Raw genomic sequence first — 21308 nt, forward strand, 5'->3', positions numbered from 1 at the left:
GACGATGGCGCAAGACGACGACCAGACAAAAATCAGCCGCCGGCAGATCGTCGGCACCGCCGCACTGGGCGCGGCCGGCGTAGCCGGCAGCATTGGACTTGGCAAGAGCGTCGAGACCGCGCCGGCCGCCGCGCAACCACGTTCGGCCCAGGGCGCCGGCAAGGCGGAGGTCGCCCCCGGCGAGCTCGACGAATACTACGTGTTCTTCTCCAGCGGCCAGACCGGCGAGCTGCGGATCATCGGCATGCCGTCGATGCGCGAGCTGATGCGCATCCCCGTCTTCAACCGGTGCAGCGCCACCGGCTGGGGCCAGACCAACGAGAGCCGCAAGATCATGACCGAGGGGCTGCTGCCGGAGACGCGCGAGCGGCTCAAGGACAGGCTCGGCATCTGGATGAACGGCGACTGCCACCATCCGCACATGTCGTTCACCAATGGCACATATGACGGCCGCTACATCTTTATCAACGACAAGGCCAACACCCGCCTCGCCCGCATTCGCACCGACGTGATGAAATGCGACAAGATCATCGAGCTGCCGAACCAGTACACCATCCACGGCATGCGGCCGCAGAAGTTCCCGCGCACCGGCTACGTGTTCTGCAACGGCGAATATGAGGTGCCGCTACCGAATGACGGCAAGGTGCTCGACGACAAGTCGAAATACTGGTCGATGTTCTCGGCCGTCGACGGCGATACCATGAAGGTTGCCTGGCAGGTGATCGTCGACGGCAATCTCGACAACACCGATTGCGACTACCAGGGCAAATATGCCTTCTCCACCTGCTACAACTCGGAAAAGGGCGTTACCTTGGCCGAGATGACGGCAAGCGAGCAGGACTGGGTGACGATCTTCAACATCAAGCGCATCGAGGAAGCCGTCAAGAAGGGCGACTTCAAGGAGATGAACGGCGTTCCCGTCATCGACGGCCGCAAGGGCTCGCCCTACACGCGCTACGTTCCGGTCTCGAACAGCCCGCACGGCCTCAACACCGCCCCCGACGGCATCCATGTCGTCGCCAATGGCAAGCTGGCGCCGACGGTCACGGTGATCGACGTCCGCCTGATCGACAACCTGTTCGACGACAAGATCAAGCCGCGCGACGTCGTCGTGGCCGAGCCGGAGCTCGGCCTCGGGCCGCTGCACACCGCCTTCGACGGCCGGGGCAATGCCTACACTACGCTGTTCCTCGACAGCCAGGTCTGCAAATGGAGCATCGATCTCGCCAAGCGAGCCTTCAAGGGCGAGAAGGTCAACCCCATCATCCAGAAGCTCGACGTCCACTATCAGCCGGGCCACAACCACGCCTCGATGGGCGAGACCAAGGAAGCCGACGGCAAATGGCTGCTGTCCTTGAACAAGTTCTCCAAGGACCGCTTCCTGAATGTCGGGCCGCTGAAGCCGGAAAACGACCAGCTGATCGACATCACCGGCGACAAGATGGAGCTGGTGCACGACGGCCCGAGCTTCGCCGAGCCGCACGACGCCGTCATCGTGCACCGCTCCAAGCTCGAGGGCCGCGTGACCTCGATCTGGAAGCGCGACGACCCGTTCTTCGCCGACGCCCGCAAGCAGGCCGCAGCCGACGGCGTCACACTGGAGAGCGACGCCAAGGTGATCCGCGACGGCAACAAGGTGCGCGTCTATATGTGGTCCAGCGCGCCCGCCTATGCGCTCGAGAAGTTCGAGGTCAAGCAGGGTGACGAGGTGACCGTCTATGTCACCAACATCGACGACGTCGAGGATCTGGTGCACGGCTTCTGCATCGTGAACTACGGCGTCAACATGGAGATCGATCCGCAGCAGACCTCGTCGGTGACGTTCATCGCCGACAAGCCCGGCGTGTACTGGTATTTCTGCACATGGTTCTGTCACGCCATGCACATGGAAATGCGCGGGCGCATGCTGGTCTCGCCGCAGAACGCGTGAGCGATGCGGCGCATGCGCCATATCATGACTCTGGGGCTGGCGGCGCTCGTCGTCGCCGGCCTGCCCTTCCGCGCAACGGCGGCGACACGACAGGTCGCGGCCGATATTGCCGACTTGCAGGACGTCCTCGATCGCGCGGCCGACGGCGATGAGATCGTGCTGGCCGCAGGCACCTATCGCGGGCCGCTGCGGATCACCCATCGCCTGACACTGACAGGCGCGCATGGCGCGGTGATCACCGGCGATGGGCATGGGAGCGTCATTACCGTCACGGCACCGGGTACCGTCATTCGAGGCTTCGTCCTCAAAGGATCCGGCCGCTCGCTCGAGGAGATGGACTCCGGCATCTTCGTCGACCAGGGCGCGCACGACACGCTGATCGAGAACAACCGGATCGAAGGCAATCTGTTCGGCGTCTATCTGCACGGATCAGCCAATGCCATGGTCCGCCACAACAGCGTCATCGGCCTGCGCGCGACGCAGCCCGGCGGCACCGGCAATGGCGTTTCGGTCTGGAACGCGCCGGGCGCCAAGGTGATCGACAACGACATCCGCTATGGCCGCGATGGCGTGTTCGCCATTACCAGCCGCAACAACACGTTCAGCCACAACCGCTTCAGCGAGCTGCGCTTTGCCGTCCACTACATGTACGCCAATGACGGCGAGATCACCGGCAACGTCTCGGTCGGCAACATCATCGGCTATGCGATGATGTTCTCGAAGAACCTGGTCGTGAAGGACAACGTCTCAGACCACGACCGCGATCGCGGCATGCTGTTCAACGCGACCAACGGCTCGCAAATCTCCGGCAACAGCGTGATCGGCGGCTTGCAGCCGGCGGAGCGCTGGGCGACCGCCGAGAACCGCGGCACCGACGAAGGCGTGCCGCTGACCGACAAGAGCGTGTTCACGCCGAGCGGCGGCGTCCGTCCCGGCCCCGAGAAATGCGTGTTCATCTACAACACGAACAATAATCGTATCACCAATAACTGGTTCGAGGGCTGCGAGATCGGCGTGCACTTCACCGCCGGCTCCGAAGGCAACGACATCCGGGGCAATGCCTTCGTCAACAACGCCAGCCAGATCAAATATGTCGGCACCCGCCATCTCGACTGGTCGAAGAACGGCCGCGGCAATTACTGGAGCGACAATCCCGGCTTCGACCTCAACGGCGACGGCGTTGCCGACACCGCCTACCGGCCGAACGATCTGATCGACCGCGTGCTGTGGACGGCGCCGGCCGCCAAAGTCCTGATCAACAGCCCGGCCGTGCAGGTCATCCGCTGGGCGCAGGCGCAGTTTCCGGCGATCCTGCCCGGCGGGGTGGTCGATAGCCATCCGCTGATGTCGCCACCGCCGGCGCGCCGCACTGCCGCCGGGAGCAGCGCCCGATGAGCGCGACCGTCCATATCGCCGACGTGATCAAGCATTACGGCAAGGTCGAAGCCGTCAAGGGCGTGTCGTTCGATCTCGCGGCCGGAGAGATGGTGGCCCTGATCGGCCACAACGGAGCCGGCAAGACCACGCTGATGAAGATGATGCTCGGCCTGATCCGGCCGACCAAGGGCACGATCGCGCTGCTCGGCGAAAACCCGGCCGCCGGCGAGTTCTCCTCGCGGCGTCGGCTCGGCTATCTGCCGGAGAACGTCGCCTTCGATGCCGCGCTCACCGGCCGCGAGACGCAAACCTTCTACGCCCGCCTCAAACGCGAGCCGGTGAGCGGCGCACTGGCGCTGCTCGATGTCGTCGGGCTGGGCGACGCTGCCGGGCGCCGCGTCAATACCTACTCGAAGGGCATGCGCCAGCGGCTTGGCCTGGCGCAGGCGCTGATCGGCCGGCCACGCGTGCTGCTGCTGGACGAGCCGACCACCGGTCTCGATCCCGAACTGCGCCAGACGTTCTACGAGGTGATCCAGAAGCTCGCCGCCGAGGGCACGACGGTGCTGCTGTCATCGCATGCGCTGACCGAGCTGGAGGAGAGGGCCGGCCGTGTCATCATCATGAACAAGGGACTCAAGGTCGCCGACGGCACGCTCGACGAACTGCGCCGCCTCGCGCGACTGCCGACTCGGATCCGGGTCAAGGTCGCTGACCTGCCGCTATCCGGCCGGCCCTCGTGGCTGCCGGAGGCGACCTCCTATCGTCGGATCAACGGCCACATCGTCGAGATCGACGCGGCGCCGGACGAGAAGATCGCTCTGCTGCGCCGTGCGACGGCCGAGGGCACCGCCGTGCAGGATCTCGAGCTCATCCCGCCCAATCTCGACGAGCTCTACGCGCATTTCCTGCGCCACGCGGAGCGTTCGCAATGAATGCCGTGATCACCATCGCCGCGAAGGAAATCCAGCAGGCGATCCGCAACCGCTGGGTGCTGGCGTCGACCCTGCTGCTGGCAGGGCTCGCGCTGTCGCTGACCTTTCTCGGCAGCGCACCGACTGGCACCGTGGGCGCGCGCGCACTCGACGTCGTCATCGTCAGCCTGTCGAGCCTGACTATCTTCCTGATCCCGTTGATCGCGCTTTTGATCTCGCATGACGCCATCGTCGGCGACATGGAGCGCGGCACCATGCTGCTGCTGCTCAGCTATCCCGTGGCGCGCTGGCAGGTGCTGCTCGGCAAGTTCCTCGGACATCTTGCCGTGCTCGCCTTCGCGACCTGCCTCGGCTATAGCGCAGCCGCGGTGGCGCTGCTGATCGCCGGCAGCCACTTCGACAGCGACGGGCTCACGGCCTTCGCCGCGATGATCGGCTCCTCCGTTCTGCTTGGCGCGGTGTTCGTCGCGATCGGCTATCTGGTCAGCGCAGTCGTGCGCGACCGCGGCACCGCAGCGGGTGTCTGCATTGGCCTGTGGCTCGCGCTCGTCCTGATCTACGACATGGCGCTGCTCGGCCTTCTGGTCATCGACCAGGGCCGCAACGTCTCCGGCGGCCTGCTCAGCGCGCTGCTGCTGCTCAACCCGACCGACGCCTACCGGCTGTTCAACCTGACCGGCTTCGCCAATGTCAGCCTGTTCTCCGGCATGGCCGGGCTCGCCGGCAGCAGTACGCTGTCGGTTGAGGTGCTGCTCACCGCGTTGGTGCTGTGGACGTTGGTGCCGCTCGCAGGCGCCGCGCTGGCCTTCTCCCGGAGAGAGCTATGAAACGCCTCGCTTACGCCGGCGCGCTCATCGCCGCCTTTGCGCTCGCCGCCTGCAACGACAAGCAGGCCGCCGCGCCGCCGCCGCCGGTCAAGCTGACGGCGGAGGCGATCGGGCATTATTGCGGAATGAACCTGCTCGAGCATTCCGGCCCCAAGGGACAGATCTTCGCCGCCAGCCTGATCGAGCCGGTGTGGTTCTCCTCCGCGCGCGACGCCATCGCCTTCACGATGCTGCCCGACGAGCCCAAGGACATCCAGGCGATCTACGTCTCCGACATGGGCAAAGCCGCGAGCTGGGACAATCCGGGCGCCGACAATTGGGTCGAGGCGCGCAAGGCGGTGTTCGTGATCGGCAGCCGGGTCAGGAGCGGCATGGGCAGCGACGAGGCGGTGCCGTTCTCGGATCGGAGCGCGGCCGAGCGATTCGCTGCCGAGCACGGCGGCCGCATCGTCGGCTTCACCGAGGTGCCGCGCGACTATGTGCTGAGCTCGCCCGACGACAACGCCGGCGCGATCGAGCCGGGCCACAAGGACACGCCTGAGGTGCAACGATGACAAATCAGCTCTCGCGTCGGCGCTTCATCCGCATCAGCGCCGCATTGGCGGGCCTCGCGGTCGCTCCTTCCAGGGCGCATGCGGCCGACAGCACAAGCGGACTGGTCGAATGGCGCGGCACGCTGCTCGGCGCCGTCGCCACGATCAAGCTTCATCACCGCGACCGGCAAGAAGCCGAACGGCTGATCACGGTCTCGATCGGCGAAGCCCGGCGGCTCGAGCGCCTGTTCAGCCTGTATCTGGAGCAATCGGCGCTGGTGACGCTGAACCGCACCGGCGTGCTGGTGGACCCCGCGCCCGAGCTGGTCGACATCCTCACACGCTCGCAGCGCTACGCCGCGATGACCGACGGCCGCTTCGACCCGACCGTGCAGCCGCTGTGGACGCTCTACGCCGATCATTTTTCGCGCCCGGATGCCAATCCCGACGGCCCGCCGCAGGCGGCCGTGCAAGAGGCGCTGACGCGGGTCGGCCATCAGCGGCTGAGCGTCAGTCGCGATCACATCGTCATGCCGCGCGGCATGGCGCTCACCCTCAATGGCATCGCGCAGGGCTATGTCACGGACAGGATCGTCGAGCTGCTGCGCGGCGAGGGTGTACAGCACAGCCTGGTCGACATGGGCGAAGCCCGCGCCATCGGCGCACGGCCGGACGCGCGGCCCTGGGAGGTCGGGATCGCCGACCCTGACAATCCCGATCGGATCGCCGCGATGCTACCGATCATCGATCGGGCCGTATCGACGTCAGGCGCCTATGGCCTCCGCTTCGATCCACAAGGCCGCTTCAATCATCTGTTCGATCCGCACAGCGGCGGCTGCGCGCAGCGCTATCGCAGCGTGACCACGGTCGCCGGCAATGCAACGGCGGCGGACGCGCTCTCGACCGCGTTCAGCCTGATGTCGGAGCCCGAGATCCGTGCACTGCTGCCCCGCACCGAGATCGAACGTGTTCACCTGATCGACGCGGCTGGAGCCGCAGTCGACCTCGTCGGCTGAGTCCGTCTCGTCTGCCGTCGGATCGCAATCGGGAACGTCGCATCAGCTAGAATCGTGCGGCCATCTCGGCGAGCCGCCTGTGCGCCCGCTCACGTGCGGCGGCGGTGTGCGTGGCCGGTCCGCTGGTCGGCCCGATCGCCACGAAGTGGAGGTCGCGAAGACCCATGAAGCGCAGCGCCTCGCGCAAATAGGGCGTCGCGAGGTCGGTCCGCCCCCGGCTGATGCCGGTGGTGAAGTCGCCGCCGCTGGCGAGGATCACCAGCGTCGGACGATCCTTCAGGAGCGGCAGGTAGCCACGCGACGGATCGAAGTGAAAGGTGAGGCCCGGCTGATTGATGATGTCGAGCCAGTGCTTGAGTTTGTAGGGAATGCCGAAATTCCACATCGGCGTCGAGATCACGACGCGCTCGGCCAGATCGAGCCGCACCGCCATGCGTTCGGCCGCCGCGAACGCCCCGCGCTGGCCGTCGGTGAAGGCGCGGCCGCCCATGCGGGCATACTTCGCCTGCAAAATCTCACCGTCGAACTCCGGCAGATTCTCGCGCCACAGATTCATCTCGTCGACGTCCCATCCCGGCCGCGCCTGCCTGAAGCGGTCCAGGAAGGCGCGCGCGCCGGCGCTGGATTCCGAATCCGCCCGCGGCGAGGCGACGAGATGCAACAGCTTTGGCATGCCTCACCCAAGTGCCCTGATCACCGCGTCGGCCGTGGTCACGACAGCAACATTCTGCATGGCGAAGTTGATCGACGCATTGTGCCAGTCCGCGTTCATGGTCGAGCAGCAATCCTCCGGCACCACCATGAAGTAGCCCTTGTCCGCCCCGGTCCGCGCGGTGTGCTCGACCGACATGTTGGTCCAGGCGCCGGTGTTGATGATGACGTCGCGCCCGGTGGCCTTGAGAATGGTCTCGAGCCGCGTGCCCTCCCAGGCGCTCATCCGCATCTTCTCGACGACGAAGTCCCCGCTCCGCGGCTCCAGCCCCGCGACCGGCGCGGCCCCCCAGCTGCCGCGCACCATCGCCCTGCTGTCGACCAAACCCTCGAACAACGGCGCGTTCAGGGTCACGCCGGGGGCGCCGGGCTCGACCACGAACCAGACGTGAATGATGACGACGCCGCGCGCGCGGGCGGCCTCAGCGAGCCGCCGGACATTGTCGATAACACGCTGCTGCCTGGCGTGCCCCGGCGCTCCGGACTCGGCAAAGGCGCCGCCGTCCATGATGACGTCGTTCTGCAGGTCCTGGATGATCATGGCGCAGCGGCGCGGGTCGAGCTGCATGTCGCCAGCAGCGAGCTGCGGGGCCGAAGACGCGGTGGCCGGCGCGGCGTTGCTGCCAGTCCGCCCGCTCATATACGTCTCGTGGCGCGGACCGATCTTGGTTGCGATCGCGTAGACCGAATGCGTCGCGGTCAGATAGAGCGTGCGGAAATCAGCCCCGCCCCAGGCGAGGTTGGCGACGAGCTCCGGCACGCGGACCTTGCCGAGCAGCTCGCCGCCGGGCGCGTAGACCCAGACGCCGCCGGGAGCGGTGACCCAGACATTGCCGCGCTGATCGCATTTCATACCGTCGGGCACGCCGGGCTCGAGCTCGGAACGGATGCCGCTTGCAAAGATGCGTCCGTTCGACAGCGCACCATCGCCGCCGACGTCGAACACGCGGATCACCGCCTGCACCGTGTCGTTGACGTAAAGCAGTTTCTCGTCCGGCGAAAAGCACAGCCCGTTGGGCTGGTCGAACAGATGGCGGTCAACGAGCAGCCGCGGTGGCCCGCCGCCCGGCGCCACCCGGTACACGCCCTGGAAGCCGAGCTGGCGCGGCCGTTCCACGCCATAGACCGGCATGCGGCCATACCACGGATCGGAGAAGTAGATCGCCCCGCTCGAGTGGACGCACACGTCGTTGGGGCTGTTGAGTTCCTGGTTCTCGAAATGCGACGCCAGGATCTCGCGGCGGCCGTCGGGACGCTCGCGCACCAGCGACGACGTCGCGTGTTCGCAGACGATCAGGTTGAGCTCGGCATCATAGGTCATGCCGTTGCACTTGTTCGAGGGCCGCCGCATCTCGACCACGCCGCGCTTCGCATCCCAGCGGCGGCGGACATCAGCCGGCATGTCGGAGAACAGCAGGAACTGCTCGACGGGATGCCAGATCGGCCCCTCCGTGAACTCGAAGCCGGTCGCCACCTGCGCCACCGGCGCGTAGGGGTCGACCAGGGTCTCGAACTCAGGGCGCAAGGTCACGTGTGTCATCGTTGTGCCTCGTGCGGATCACGCCGGGAACCAGTGCCGCTGCGGCAGCGACTGCACGATCGGGCCCGGCACCTGGTCGTGCAGCCGCCCCGTTACGACGCCGCCTTCGATCTTGGCGGGACGATCATGCACCGGCAGCAGATAGCGCGAGCTCGACAACAGCTTCTTGATCGCCGCCTTCTCGGCACGCTTGGTGGTGCCGTGATTGCCGGTGGTGCGCGGCTCGCCATCCTGGATCTCGTTGAACGGCGTCACGATCTGGTCGTTGAAATCGTAGATGACGTCGCCGCAGATGGTGGCGATGCCGTCGGCGGTGTGGACGTGGATGTTCATCGAGCCCTCGGTATGGGCGTTCGCAGCATCGCAATAGACGCCCGGCATCAGCTCGACCGGCCCGGTGAGCTCGAGGTCGAGGAAGCGCAGCGCGCTCTTGGTGTGCAGCCGGTCGATGAGATGCTTGATGTCCGGCGCCGGATATTGCGGATGCATCAGGCCGGAGACGGAGTATTCGAGCTCGCGGCGGTTGAGCACGACCGTCGTGTTCATCGGGAACAGGTCGTCCTTGCCGGCATGATCGATGTGCAGATGGGTGTGGCAGACATAGCGGACGTCGCCCATGCGGACGCCGTGGCGCGCCAATTGGTTCTCGATCATGTTCTCATGGTACTGCAGCCCGCGCATGCCCAGCGTCTCCATGATCTGGTTGGAGCGGTAGCCGGTATCGACCACGACCGGATACGGGCCGCCCAGGATCAGGAAGCCGAGCGTCAGCACCCGGCGGGTGCGGCCGCAATCACGACCGAGCACGAGGAAGCTCGATTCGAGCTCGATGTCACCATAGTCGAGAATCTTGATTTCCAGCGCCATGAGCGTTCCCTGTTGCTTTTGTTGTCGTTGCAGGCGGTATCATCCCAGCCGATAGACGCGCTGCGCCGTCCCTCCCATGACCTGCGCGCGTGCATGCTCGTCGAGGTCTTGGATGGCAGCCTCATAGGCTCCCACCAGTGCGCGATAGTCGGTCCAGAGCTTCTCGATCGGAAAATTCGAACCGAACAGGCAGCGCTCGGGCCCGAACATTCCGATCGTCTCCCGCACCACCTCGACAACATGCGCCGGATCGTTGCGGCGAATGAAGGTGCCGAGGCCCGAGAGCTTGCTGACGACGTTGCTGCAGTTCGCCAGCCGCTGCATTCCGGCTCGCCATTGATCGCGACCATGTGCGGACAGGTCCTCCGGCATGCCGGCGTGCTGAAGGATGAAAGTCACGGACGGACAGCTCTCGGCAAGCGCCGCGGCGCCAGCCATCTGCGGCGCGAAAACCTGCAGGTCGAAGGACCAGCCGTAGTCGGCGAGCCGCGCGATGTTGGAGCGGATATGGTTATCGCTGCAAAGGTCTGGTGACGAAGCGAAACGATAGAGCGGGTTCTCATGCCAGTGGAGCTGCATCCGGACCCCGCGCAGCAGCGGGTAGCGCGCCAACCGGTCGAACTGCGGCCGCGCATCGTCGACGCTCAGATCGGCATAGGCGACGATCGCATGCGGAAAGCCATGCTGCTCAGAAGTTCGCTGCACCCAGGCGGCCTCGTCCTCGAAGCCGTCCTTCGCCCAGTTGGTCTGCACATAGACCGACTTCCTGACGCCGCTGCCGGCGATGTCGTTGAGATATTCCCCGATCGCGTAGTCGCGCCGGATCGGCTCGTAGGGGCCAAAAATCCGCGGCTGCATCGGCCCGACCAGCCAGGGCAGATCGGCCTGCCGCCAGATGTGATGATGTGCATCGACGTATCCGGTCATGCCGCCCTCCTCTGTGCCAGCGACAGCACATGCGCGACGATGGCCTCGTCCGACCCGCCGGCTGCGATGTCGTCGACGAATGGCGCAATCGCCTGCAACGCCTCGGTTTGAGGCTTGAATCCGGGCCCCGTCGCGAGCGGCGTCAGCCAGCTCAGGCGCCAGGCGCGCAGCGACAGCTTCCACACGGCGTCACGGAGCACGTGATGGTCACCACGCTCGAGCCCATCCGAGATGACCAGCACGGCGGCGCCCCGCGCGTAGGTCGAGAACCGCGGCACCGCGAGGAAGGCCTGCAGCGCCTCGCCGATACGCGTGCCGCCGTCCCAGTCGCTGACGAGATGAGAGGCAGCGAGCAGCGCCTGCTCGCGCCGCTTGAGCCGCAAGGGCCGCGTCACACGTGTCAGCCGTGTCCCAAGCGTGAACACCTCGGCCTGGGGTACGGCCTGCACCAGCACGTGGGCGAGCCGCATGTTGTCCTCGGTCCGCGCCTTCATCGAGCCGGAGACATCGATCAGCAGCAGCAATCGTCGCAATCGAGGCCGTCGCTTCAGCCGCCGCAGCGACAGCACCTCACCGTCGCGCCTTACGCTCTCACGCAGGGTCCGTCGCAGGTCGACGAAACTGCCGCGCCGCGCGCGCATGCGCCGATGGCCGCGCCGCTTCGGCAGCTTGGCACGCGCCTGGCGCGCGAGACGCTGCAGGACGTTGCCGCCTGTGGTCGCAGCCAAGCGGCGCGCGACCAGCGCCTCGGCACGCGTGGCCGCCAGACCGGACTCGTTCTGCTCCTCGGCGATATCGGGATCGACAGCGCCGCTCCCTTCCTCCTGGAGACGCACGACATCATCCTGCCTGTCGCTCTCGCCGAAGGCCGTCGCCTCGGCAACGCCGAAATGGATGTCGAACAGCAGATTGTAGGTCGCAAGCCGCTCGGGCGGCGGCGCTAGGGTCGCCGTCCCGGCCCGCCGGATATCGTCGAGGCTGGTCGGCCCCAGCAGTTCGATCGCAGCGAGAAAGGCGGTGGTCTGCTCGGGTGCGATCGCGAAGCCGTTCCGCCGCAGCAGCGCAGCGAACGTCACGAAGATCTCAGTCACCTGCGGCAGGCGGGGCTCGCTCATGTCATCGCCTCCGCGAGCATCGCATCGAGCCGCGGCGCGATGAAGGACAGATCCTCCTCATCCTTCAGCGCGACGCCAATCGCGCGCTTGAACGCATCGGGCCAGCGTGCGCCGGTCTGGTTGAGCAGCGTCGCCGCCTCCGCCCAATCAACCGCCTCGGCAATCCCGGGCGCCTTGCTCAGCGGCTCGCGCCGCAGCTTCGCCACTGCAGCCACCACGGCCCGCGCGGTCGCTTCGGCAACACTGGAGGCCCGCATCATCACGATCCGCGCCTCGCGCTCCGCATCGGGATAGTCGATCCAATGATAGACACAGCGGCGGCGCAGCGCTTCGTGCAGGTCACGAGTCCGATTCGAGGTCAGCACCACGATCGGCCGCTCGGCGGCACGGATCGTGCCGCGCTCTGGAATCGAGATCTGGAAGTCGGAGAGGAATTCGAGCAGGAACGCCTCGAACTCCTGGTCGGCGCGATCGATCTCATCGATCAGCAGCACCGTCGAGTCGGGCGCACGCAGGCAGGCCAGCATCGGCCGCTCGATCAGGAACGTCTCACCATAGATGTCGATGCTCTCCTCGCCGGCCTGGCGGATCGCGAGCATCTGGCGCGGATAGTTCCACTCGTAGAGCGCCGCCGCGGCGTCGATGCCTTCGTAGCATTGCAGCCGGATCAGCTTGCGGCCGAGCACTGCAGCGATCGCCTTCGCCGCCTCGGTTTTTCCGACGCCGGGTGCGCCTTCCAAGAGCAGCGGCTTGCCCAGCGCGAGGGCGAGATAGGCCGCGGTCGAGAGCCCGTCATCGGCGAGATAGTAGGCCGCCCGCAGTGCCTTTTCCAGCGCCTGCGGCGAGTCGATGCCGACGATGTTGCTGCGGACCACCATGCTGCGTCACCGCCGCGTCTGTGGCCGGGCGCCACCCTGGGCCCTGATCGCGCGCAGCACCTTCTCCGGCGTGATCGGCAGCTCGTCGATGCGCACGCCGACGGCGTTGAAGATCGCATTCGCGATGGCAGGGAGCACCGGATTGGCGCACATTTCGCCAGGGCCCTTGCCGCCGAACGGCCCGTCGGGCGCCGGCCGCTCCAGCACGGCGATGTCGTGCGGACAGATGTCGCCAGGTCCCGGCATCAGGTATTCGACGAAGTCGCGCGGTCCTTGCTTCGGGTCCGGGTAATACGGCTCCGTCGTCTCGTAGAGCGCGTGGCTCATGCCCATCCAGGCGCCGCCGACCAGCTGCTGCTCGACGAGGCGGGGATTGAGCGCGCGTCCCAGCTCATAGGCACTGTCCATCCTGACCACACCGACCTCGCCGGTCTCGTCATCGACCTCGACCTCGGCAACGAGACACGCATGCGCGTAGCAGGTCGCCGGGGACATTTCGCCGGTCTCAGGATCCACCTCCGACAGCGGCACCAGGAAGATGCCGCGGCCGGAGATCGTCTTGCCCTGACGGAACTGCGCGGCGATGGCGACGTCCTTCACCGAGATCGAGCGATGCGGCGCGCCCTTGACGTGAATGTTGCCGCGGCCATCGGTCTCGAGATCGCTGGCGTTGACCTCGAGCTCCTCGGCCGCCGCCTCCATCATGACGCCGCGCGCCTCCTTGGCGGCAGCCATCACGGCATTGCCGACGCGATGCGTGCCGCGCGAGGCGAACGAGCCCATGCAATGCGGGCCGGTGTCGGAATCGGCGGTGTCGACATAGACGTCCTCGACCGGCACGCCGAGCGTCTCGGCGCAGATCTGCCGCGTCACCGACTTCATGCCCTGTCCGAGATCGATCGAAGACAGCGCCACGGTGAACTTGCCGCTGGGATTGGAGTGCACCAGCGCCTGGCTCGGATCGCCGCCGAGATTCATGCCGATGGGATAGTTGATCGCCGCCATGCCGCGGCCGCGGTGCCTGGTCATGTCAGCGCCTCCTCGTGCCGAATACCGACGAGAACCGCGTCGCGCCGTGTGCGGGAGCCGGTGCCGGGCTCTGTGGGGGTGGTGACGGCGGCTCAGGAGGTGGAGAAACCGGGAGCCCCCGGTCATAGCTCGTGCGCTGCTGCGCCGGCGCAGGCCGCGCGCTCACCGGCTCACGCGGCGTGGAGGGAACGGCCGCCCGCGCTCCGCCGCCATCCTTGCGCGAGGACATGCGCCGGAACTCCTCCCGGATCGGCCACTTGGCCTTCTCGGCCGCGACCTGGACGCATTCGATCAGCGCGGTGTTCTTGGCCTCGCGGCGATGCGCCTTCATGTCGCCGTCGCGATAGGCGTTGAGGATGCGGAACTCCATCGGATCCATGCCGATCAGATGCGCGAGCTTGTCCATCTGGCATTCGAGCGCGAAGTCCATGCCGGTGATGCCGAAGCCGCGCATCGCGGTGGCCGGCGTGCGGTTGGTGAAGATACAGTAGATGTCGCCATGGACGTTCGGGATCGTGTAGGGCCCCGGCAGGTGCGCGGCACATTTGACCACCGCGTAGCTCGACAGCCGCGTATAGGCGCCAGAGTCGAAATAGCCGCGGATCTGGCGCGCCACGATGCGGCCGTCGCGCATGACCCCGTCCTTGATGTAGATGCGCTCGGCGCCGCGGGGCGGCCCGAACTGCATCTCCTCCTCTCGCCCGAGCACGTAGCACACCGGGCGCCCCGTCAACATCGCAGCGAGAATGGCGAGCGGCTCGGTCAGCGTGTCGACCTTGCCACCAAAGCCGCCACCGACCGTGCCGCCGATGAAGTGGAATGTGTTCGACGGCAGATCGAGGATCTTGGCGCAGGTGTCGAGCGAGAAGAACAGCGCCTGGGTCGAGGTATAGACCACGTAGCGGCCGTTGGTGTCGGGCGCGGCGATCGAGCCGTTGGTCTCGACCGGCGCATGCTCGATCGGAGACATCTGGTAGCGCTGTTCCAAGACATGATCGGCGCCGGAGAAGCCACGCTCGACGTCGCCGAAGCGCAGCTTCTGATGATCGTAGCGCTCGTGATAGGTGAATGTGTTCTTCGGATAGGTCTCGTTGACGACGGGCGCCCCCGGCTTTAGCGCCTCCTCGACGTCGAACACCGCCGGCAAGGTCTCATAGTCGACGCGTACCCTGGCCGCCGCCTCGGCCGCCGCGCGCGGCGTCTCGGCGACCACGGCGACGATCGGCTCGCCGCGGTACCGCACCCTGTCGACGGCGAGCGTCGGTTCGTCGTCCTTGCCGAAATTGATCAGGCTGAGCAGCGTATTCAGATTGCGCGGCACGTCGGCGCCGCGGATGATCCGCCGCACGCCCTCGCTCCGCTCGGCCTCGCTGGTGTCGATGCGGCGCAGCCGCGCATGCGGCTGCGTGGATCTGACGACCTTCAGATGCAGCATGCCCTGCAGCTTGTGATCGTTGAAATAGGTCGAGGTTCCCGTGACATGGCCCAGCATGTCCTGGCGCTGGGTGCCCTTGCCGACCTCGTTGAGATTGTCGTCGCGCTCGTCGGCGAAGATGTCCTTGCGCAATTCCAGCATGGCGATCTCTCCTCACGCGCTCGCGCGCAGCGACGCGGCCGCCGCCAACACCGCATTGATGATCGGCTCGTATCCGGTGCAGCGGCAGATATTGCCGGAGATGGCCTCAACGACCTGCTCGCGGCTCGGCTGCGGGGTCTTGTCGAGCAGGGCCTTGGCCGCCATGATCATGCCTGGCGTGCAATAGCCGCATTGCGCGGCGAAGCCGTCGGCGAACGCCCGCTGCAGTGGATGCAGGTTCGGCCCGGCCTTGATGCCGTCGAGCGTTTCGACCGCACGGCCCTCGACGGACTCCGCCAGGGTCAGGCACGCGAGATGAGCATCGCCATCGATCAGCACCGTGCAGGCACCGCAGCCGCCCTGGCCGCAGCCGAATTTCGGCGTGACGTCGCCGATCATCTCGCGTAGCACGACCAGGAGGTTGGTGCCACCTTCGACGAACAGCGCGACGTCGCGGCCGTTGTGCCGGAATTGAAGGGGAGTCTTTGTCATGGCCTAGCTCTCCTGCCCCGACAACAGCCGCCGCAGATGCACGCCCGCGACCTCGCGGCGGTACCACGCGCTGGCCAGCGAATTGTCCGTGGGAGCCGTCCCCTCGCCCGCCGCCGCAGCCGCCGCGCTGATCGCGGTCGCATCGAGCGGCCGGCCTTCGAGCGCGCGCTCGGCCGCCTTGGCGCGGATGGCGGTCGGGGCCATCGATCCCAGCGCGATCCGGGCCCCCGTCACGCGACCGCCGCCGAGGGGAACATGCGCCGCGATCGTGATCACAGATCCGCCCTTCGGCTTGATGCGGGCGATCTTGCGATACCGGAACGCATCCACCGATGCCGGCCGAATGCAGGAGACCGCGACGACCAGCGCACCAGCCTGGCGATCGCGCGACTGCAGAAACTCTTCCAGCGGCATGTCCCTGACGCCGAAGCCGCCCTGCACCGAGACCGTGCCGTCCAGCGCCAGCAGCGCCACGGTGAAATCGCCGAATGGCGCAGGTGCGAACAAATTGCCGCCGACGGTGCCCATGTTGCGGACCGCCGGCCCGCCAATCGAGCGCGCCGCCGGATGCAGGAACGCAAGCTCGCGCTCGGCCAGCACGCGGGCAAAAGTGACCGCGGCGCCGATGCGGATGCGCGCGCCCGCCGCATCGATGCTCTGCAGCGCGCGGTCGGTCGCGCGGACCACGGTCGCAATCGAGACGTCGCCTTCGTTCAGATCGCGCATCACCAGCGTGCCGCCGCCGAGATAGCGGGCTGCGCGATCGGACGACAGCGCCGACGCCGCGTCGCTCGCGGCCTGAAACGTCTTCACCGTGACCGGCATCGGTTCACCTCTTGCTCATGCCGCCTGCTTCAGATGCGATCGGATCGCCTCGAAGCCGGCCTGGTAGATGTCTTCCGCCACCATGCGCGTCAGAGCCTCGGCCTGCTCGGGCCGCGTCGTGAAGCGGCTCTCCCAGTGCCAGAAGGTGCGATCACCATCGGTGACCGGCAGCAGCCGGACATGGGCGACGTAGTTGAACAGCTGGATCGGCGTGTCGAGCAGGCAGTAGCTGAAGCTCTGTTCGAGATCGGACAGCGCCAGCAGTTGCTCGCGCAACTCCGACCCGTCCTTGAGCCGGAAGCGCCTGACGCAGCCGATCTTGTCGGACGTCTGCGAGCGCTCGATCGCCGAGGTCGCCACCGCCGGGTGCCAGCGATCATGACCGTTGAAGTCGCGCAGCACCTCCCACACCCGGTCAGTCGGCGCGTCGATGATGGTGCTCTTGACGACGTGCGGCACGGCGTCAGCCTCCGAACGCCCGCTTGAGCGCATCGAAGCCGCCCTGGAACACGCCGCCGCCGATCGAGCCGGCCAGGTCGGCCTCGCGCTCCGGGGCGCAGTCGAATTCGGCGGTCCATTCCAGGAAGGTCTTGTCGCCGTCGGTAACCGGCGTCAGGCGCAAGGTCGCGACGTAGTTCGACACGCCCATCGGCGATTCCAAAATCGAATAGGTGCAGAACATGTCGTAGTCGGACAGGCCGAGCAGCTTCTCGCGGATGCGGTCGCCATTGCGCAGCCTGAAATCCCTGACACAGCCGATCTTGTCGGCGGGCTCGCCGCCCTCGATGCGGCTCTCGGCAATCGCCGGATGCCAGTTCGGCAGGCCGTTGAAATCGCGCACCCGCGCCCACACCCGGTCGTTGCGGGCATTGACGACGGTGGAGACGTAGACTCTCGCCATGGTGCCTCACCCCTTCTTGCGCGGACCGCGGTCGGCTGGCGGCTCCGATGGGCTGGCATCATTTGCTCCACCTCCGCCGCCTGCATCCTTGCGCGCGGACGTCTCTTTCCGGATGCCCTGCATGTCCCTGGCTTCGCGGATCAGGCCGGGCATCTTGGCGAGGCTGCCGCCCTCGACTCCGATGTCGGAGAGGATGGAGTCGATCAGCGGCGCCTGCACGCGGTAGCGCAGCGCGGAGTCGATCACCTCGTCGGTCGCGCTGCGGCCGCCATTGCCGTTGCCGCCATTGCCGTTCAAGCCGTCGACCTGCAGGATGCGGATGCCCTCGATCTTCTCCATCGGCTTGACGCTCTCGCGCACGATGCCCTCGATGCGGTCGAGCAGCTTGCGCCGGAACAGCGAGTAGCGCGCCTGATCGGTCAGGACGTTCTCGGCCTCGTTGAGCAGCTTCTGCGCTTCGGCTTCGACCGCGGCACGAACCCGCTCGGCCTCGGCCGCGATCCGCGTCTCTTCGGCCTGCTTCTCGGCGAGCAGCACCTCGACGGTCTTACGGCGGCGGGCGATCTCGCTCTCGCGCGCGGTGACCACTTTCTCTGCCGCTTCCGTTGCGCGCGTGCGCGCCTCCTCGGCCGCGACCTTGGCCGCGGATTCCTCCAGCGACTTCTGATACAGCGCGATCGCCTTCTCCATCAGCGCAGTCTCGACGTCCTTCTCGCGATTGACTTCGAGCTTGCGCAGCTCGCGCTCGCGGCCGATGCGGGCCTCGTCGAGACCGCGATCGGAGGCGATGCGGGCGCGTTCGACCTCCTCACGGGCCGCGATCTCGGCCTCCTGCAGCGACTGGACGCGCGCGACCTCGAGCTGCTCGATCGCCCGGCGACGCTCCAGCCGGACAGCCTCCAGCGCCTGCTCGCGCGAGACATCGGCGGTCTCGACCTGCTTGCGCGCGACGATCTCGGCTTCCTTGACCTGGCGATCCGCATCGATGCGCTCGGCGCGCTTGGCAGCGAGCTCGATCACGCGGGTTTCGTCGGCGAGCTCGATCGCCTTCTTCTGGTCGATGTTGAGCACCTCGCGCGTCCGCGACGAGGCGATGCGCTCGGCCTCCAGCGCCAGCTCGACCTCGATGCGACGCCGCTCGACCGCCTCCCGACGCTTCAGATCGGCGGCCTCGACGGCCTCCGTGCGCTCGATCTCCAGGCTGCGCGTCTCCTTCTCCGACTGGATCCGCTTGGCTGTTACAGCCAGCTCCTGGGCGATGCGGGCCGCTTCGATCGCCTCGCGCGAGGCGATGTCCGCCTCCTCGATGGTCCGGATGCGCGCGATCTCCAGCGCACGCACCCGCTCCTCCTGCGCGATGCGGCTGGCTTCCGTCGCCTCGCGCGCGGCGATGCCGGCGATCTCGACGCCCTGGTTGCGCTCGATCTCCAGCTTGCGCGTGGCGTGCTCGGCAGCGATCCGTTCTGCCGACAATGCCTGCTCGCGCGCGATCCGGGCGGCCTCGACCGCCTTCTGCGCCTCGATCTCGGCCTCCTGGATGTTGCGCACCTGGGCAATCTCGGTGGCGCGGGTGCGCTCGTCGGAGCTGATGCGCTCCAGATTGACGATCATGGTCTGCGCGATGCGCGCCTTCTCGGTCGCCTCGCGCGCGGCGATCTCCGCCTGCTCGACCGCGCGGGTGCGTTCGATCTCGCGGCGGCGTGTCTCCTCGTCATTGGCGATGCGCGCATCGGAGACGACGCGATCCTGCTGGATCCGCGCCTTCTCGACCGCCTCGCGCGCCGCGATCTCTGCTTCCTCGATGGTGCGGGTCCGCTCGATATCGCGTTGGCGCACCTCGCGCTCGGATTCGATCCGCGCGGCATCGATGGCCCGCTGATTGGCGATACGAGCCTTCTCGATATCCTCGCGCGCCAGCAGCTCCCTCTCTTCGACGGCACGCGTCCGCTCGATCTCGCGCTGCCGCGTGTCGCGCTCGGCCGCGATTCGGGCCTCGGCAATCGTCAGCTCGTTCGCGATCCGCGCCTTCTCGATCGCCTCGCGCGCCATGATCTGTGCCTGCTCGGCCTCGGTCTCGCGCAGCGCCCGCTCGCGCGCCACTTCCGTCCGCTGCAGGGCGCGGCGCATCTCGATGTCGCGCTCCTGCTCCAGCCGCGCCGTCTCGCTCTCGCGCTCGATATCGAGCGCCTCGCGCTCGGCTTCGAGGTTGCGGGTGCGAATCTTGATCATCGAGTCCTGCTCGATGTCGTTGCGCAGCTTGCGCTTGCTCTCGATGTCCTCCATCAGCCGCGTCAGGCCCTCGGCATCGAACCGGTTCGAGGGGTTGAAGAATTCGAGGTCGGTCTGGTCGAGATCGGTGATCGCGACCGATTCCAGCTCCAGGCCATTCTGCGCCAGCGCCTCGGAGGCGGCCGCCTTCACACGGGACACGTAGTCGCCGCGCTGCTCATGCATCTGCTCCATCGTCATCTCGGCCGCGACCGCGCGCAGGGCGGAGATGAACTTGCCGGAGAGCAACGCGTGCAGTTTTTCCGGTTCGAGCGTGCGCCGGCCGAGCGTCGCGGCCGCAATCGACACCGCTTCCCTGGTCGGCTGCACACGCACGTAGAAGTCGGCTTCGACGTCGACCCGCATGCGGTCACGCGTGATCACGGCGTCCTGCTTCGCGCGCGTGATTCCCATCGGCAGCACGTTCATGTTGACCGGCGTATAGTCGTGGATGAACGGCATCACGAAGGCGCCGCCATTGATGACGACGCGCTCACCCATAAAACCGGTTCGGACGAAGGAGACCTCCTTCGACGAACGATGATACAGCCAGTTGACGATGTAGACTGCGACCACGATGACGATGATCGCGATGATCAGCCAAAGGATCAGCTCACCGATCAGAACCCCGGACATCTCATTCCTCCCTCAGTCTCCGTCCGGCGAGCGTGGCGCCAGGCGCCAGGGCTGCCGGATATCGTGTTGTCACCTCAGACGCGGCGTGGCCGCGCGCTGATTGCCTTGAAATGTCGTACCTGCTCCGTCAGCGCCCGCTCCACCGGCAGCCGCTCCATTGAGGAGGCGCCGTAGAAGCCGTGGCAGTTCTTGGTGTGCTTCATGATGAAGTCGGCGTCGGACGGCTCCGCGATCGGGCCGCCATGGGCCAGAACCAGAATCTCCGGGTTGACGCTGAGCGCGGCCGAGGCCCAGCTGTCGATCAGGCCGGGGCAGTCTTCGAGCTTGGGCGCGGTCTGCGCGCCGATCGAGCCGCCGGTTGTCAGACCGAGATGGCAGACGATGATGTCCGCGCCCGCGATCGCCATGCCCGCGGCCTGGGCTTCATTGAAGACGTAAGGCGTCGTCAGCAGGTCCTTGTCGTGCGCGCGCCCGATCATGTCGATCTCCAGCGCGTAGGAAATGCCCGTCTCCTCGAGGTTGGCGCGGAAAGTGCCGTCGATCAGGCCGACGGTTGGGAAGTTCTGCACACCGGAGAAGCCGAGCGACTTCAGCTCGTCGAGGAACACATCCATGTCGCGGAACGGGTCGGTGCCGTTGACGCCCGCGAGCACCGGGGTCGACTTCACCACCGGCAGCACCTCGCTGGCCATCTCGACCACGATGGCATTGGCGTCGCCATAGGCCATCAGGCCGGCGAGCGAACCGCGGCCGGCCATGCGATAGCGGCCGGAATTGTAGATCACGATCAGGTCGATGCCGCCGGCCTCCTCGCATTTGGCAGATAGGCCGGTGCCGGCGCCGCCGCCGATGATCGGCACGCCACGGCGCACCATGTCGCGAAACTTCTTCAGCAGCGGTGCGCGCTCATATCTCGGCATCACCA

At 66.8% G+C, this 21308-nt stretch carries 20 protein-coding genes; 6 read left to right on the plus strand and 14 right to left on the minus strand.

Annotated elements, in window-relative coordinates; all coding sequences use genetic code 11:
* Positions 1–4 precede the first annotated feature (4 nt).
* The 6 genes from nosZ to QX128_RS15880 are packed head-to-tail and all read left to right on the plus strand — an operon-like array spanning position 5 to position 6618.
* On the plus strand, positions 5–1930 hold the full coding sequence (gene nosZ / locus QX128_RS15855; RefSeq protein ID WP_316216182.1) for a TAT-dependent nitrous-oxide reductase: 1926 nt from the start codon (positions 5–7) through the stop codon (positions 1928–1930).
* 3 nt (positions 1931–1933) lie between these two features.
* On the plus strand, positions 1934–3325 hold the full coding sequence (locus QX128_RS15860; RefSeq protein ID WP_316237902.1) for a nitrous oxide reductase family maturation protein NosD: 1392 nt from the start codon (positions 1934–1936) through the stop codon (positions 3323–3325).
* Positions 3322–4242, plus strand: a complete 921-nt coding sequence (locus tag QX128_RS15865) for an ABC transporter ATP-binding protein (RefSeq protein ID WP_316216180.1) — start codon at positions 3322–3324, stop codon at positions 4240–4242. The genes QX128_RS15860 and QX128_RS15865 overlap by 4 nt, the downstream gene beginning before the upstream one ends.
* The gene (locus QX128_RS15870) at positions 4239–5069 is read left to right on the plus strand and encodes an ABC transporter permease subunit (protein ID WP_315802967.1); all 831 of its coding nucleotides are present in this window, start codon (positions 4239–4241) and stop codon (positions 5067–5069) included. Before QX128_RS15865 ends, QX128_RS15870 begins: the two co-directional genes overlap by 4 nt.
* On the plus strand, positions 5066–5623 hold the full coding sequence (locus QX128_RS15875; protein ID WP_315802966.1) for a nitrous oxide reductase accessory protein NosL: 558 nt from the start codon (positions 5066–5068) through the stop codon (positions 5621–5623). The genes QX128_RS15870 and QX128_RS15875 overlap by 4 nt, the downstream gene beginning before the upstream one ends.
* Positions 5620–6618: an FAD:protein FMN transferase gene (locus QX128_RS15880; RefSeq protein WP_315802965.1), complete on the plus strand. Its 999-nt coding sequence runs from the start codon at positions 5620–5622 to the stop codon at positions 6616–6618. Before QX128_RS15875 ends, QX128_RS15880 begins: the two co-directional genes overlap by 4 nt.
* 46 nt (positions 6619–6664) lie before the next feature.
* Here QX128_RS15880 and QX128_RS15885 read toward each other — a convergent pair whose 3' ends face one another.
* From QX128_RS15885 to QX128_RS15950, 14 genes are all read right to left on the minus strand, one after another.
* Positions 6665–7291, minus strand: a complete 627-nt coding sequence (locus QX128_RS15885; RefSeq protein WP_315802964.1) for an NAD(P)H-dependent oxidoreductase — start codon at positions 7289–7291, stop codon at positions 6665–6667.
* A 3-nt stretch (positions 7292–7294) separates the two neighbouring features.
* On the minus strand, positions 7295–8869 hold the full coding sequence (locus tag QX128_RS15890; protein ID WP_316237903.1) for an isochorismatase family protein: 1575 nt from the start codon (positions 8867–8869) through the stop codon (positions 7295–7297).
* A gap of 18 nt (positions 8870–8887) precedes the next feature.
* A complete protein-coding gene (locus QX128_RS15895) occupies positions 8888–9736 on the minus strand; it encodes an MBL fold metallo-hydrolase (RefSeq protein WP_315802962.1) in 849 nt (282 codons plus the stop codon).
* A 39-nt stretch (positions 9737–9775) separates the two neighbouring features.
* Complete coding sequence (locus QX128_RS15900) at positions 9776–10663, minus strand: amidohydrolase family protein (RefSeq protein ID WP_315802961.1); 888 nt, start codon at positions 10661–10663, stop codon at positions 9776–9778.
* Positions 10660–11778 (minus strand): VWA domain-containing protein, encoded by a 1119-nt coding sequence (locus QX128_RS15905; protein ID WP_315802960.1) that lies wholly within the window; start codon positions 11776–11778, stop codon positions 10660–10662. The genes QX128_RS15900 and QX128_RS15905 overlap by 4 nt, the downstream gene beginning before the upstream one ends.
* Complete coding sequence (locus QX128_RS15910) at positions 11775–12656, minus strand: MoxR family ATPase (RefSeq protein ID WP_315802959.1); 882 nt, start codon at positions 12654–12656, stop codon at positions 11775–11777. The genes QX128_RS15905 and QX128_RS15910 overlap by 4 nt, the downstream gene beginning before the upstream one ends.
* 6 nt (positions 12657–12662) lie before the next feature.
* Entirely contained in the window at positions 12663–13685 is a 1023-nt protein-coding gene (locus QX128_RS15915) for a xanthine dehydrogenase family protein molybdopterin-binding subunit (protein ID WP_315802958.1), read from the minus strand.
* Position 13686: 1 nt separating this feature from the next.
* Entirely contained in the window at positions 13687–15261 is a 1575-nt protein-coding gene (locus tag QX128_RS15920; protein ID WP_316237904.1) for a xanthine dehydrogenase family protein molybdopterin-binding subunit, read from the minus strand.
* A gap of 12 nt (positions 15262–15273) precedes the next feature.
* Positions 15274–15753, minus strand: a complete 480-nt coding sequence (locus tag QX128_RS15925; RefSeq protein WP_316180567.1) for a (2Fe-2S)-binding protein — start codon at positions 15751–15753, stop codon at positions 15274–15276.
* A gap of 3 nt (positions 15754–15756) precedes the next feature.
* Positions 15757–16578 (minus strand): FAD binding domain-containing protein, encoded by an 822-nt coding sequence (locus QX128_RS15930; RefSeq protein WP_316180565.1) that lies wholly within the window; start codon positions 16576–16578, stop codon positions 15757–15759.
* A 15-nt stretch (positions 16579–16593) separates the two neighbouring features.
* The gene (locus QX128_RS15935; RefSeq protein WP_315802954.1) at positions 16594–17037 is read right to left on the minus strand and encodes an SRPBCC family protein; all 444 of its coding nucleotides are present in this window, start codon (positions 17035–17037) and stop codon (positions 16594–16596) included.
* Positions 17038–17041: 4 nt separating this feature from the next.
* Positions 17042–17479 (minus strand): SRPBCC family protein, encoded by a 438-nt coding sequence (locus tag QX128_RS15940; RefSeq protein ID WP_315802953.1) that lies wholly within the window; start codon positions 17477–17479, stop codon positions 17042–17044.
* 6 nt (positions 17480–17485) lie between these two features.
* On the minus strand, positions 17486–20383 hold the full coding sequence (locus QX128_RS15945; protein ID WP_316237905.1) for a flotillin family protein: 2898 nt from the start codon (positions 20381–20383) through the stop codon (positions 17486–17488).
* 74 nt (positions 20384–20457) lie between these two features.
* On the minus strand, positions 20458–21303 hold the full coding sequence (locus tag QX128_RS15950) for a phosphoenolpyruvate hydrolase family protein (RefSeq protein ID WP_315802951.1): 846 nt from the start codon (positions 21301–21303) through the stop codon (positions 20458–20460).
* Between the last annotated feature and the right edge of the window lie 5 nt (positions 21304–21308).

It is taken from the genome of Bradyrhizobium sp. SZCCHNR1015 (genome assembly GCF_032489875.1).
In the GTDB taxonomy this organism is placed as follows: Bacteria; Pseudomonadota; Alphaproteobacteria; order Rhizobiales; family Xanthobacteraceae; genus Bradyrhizobium.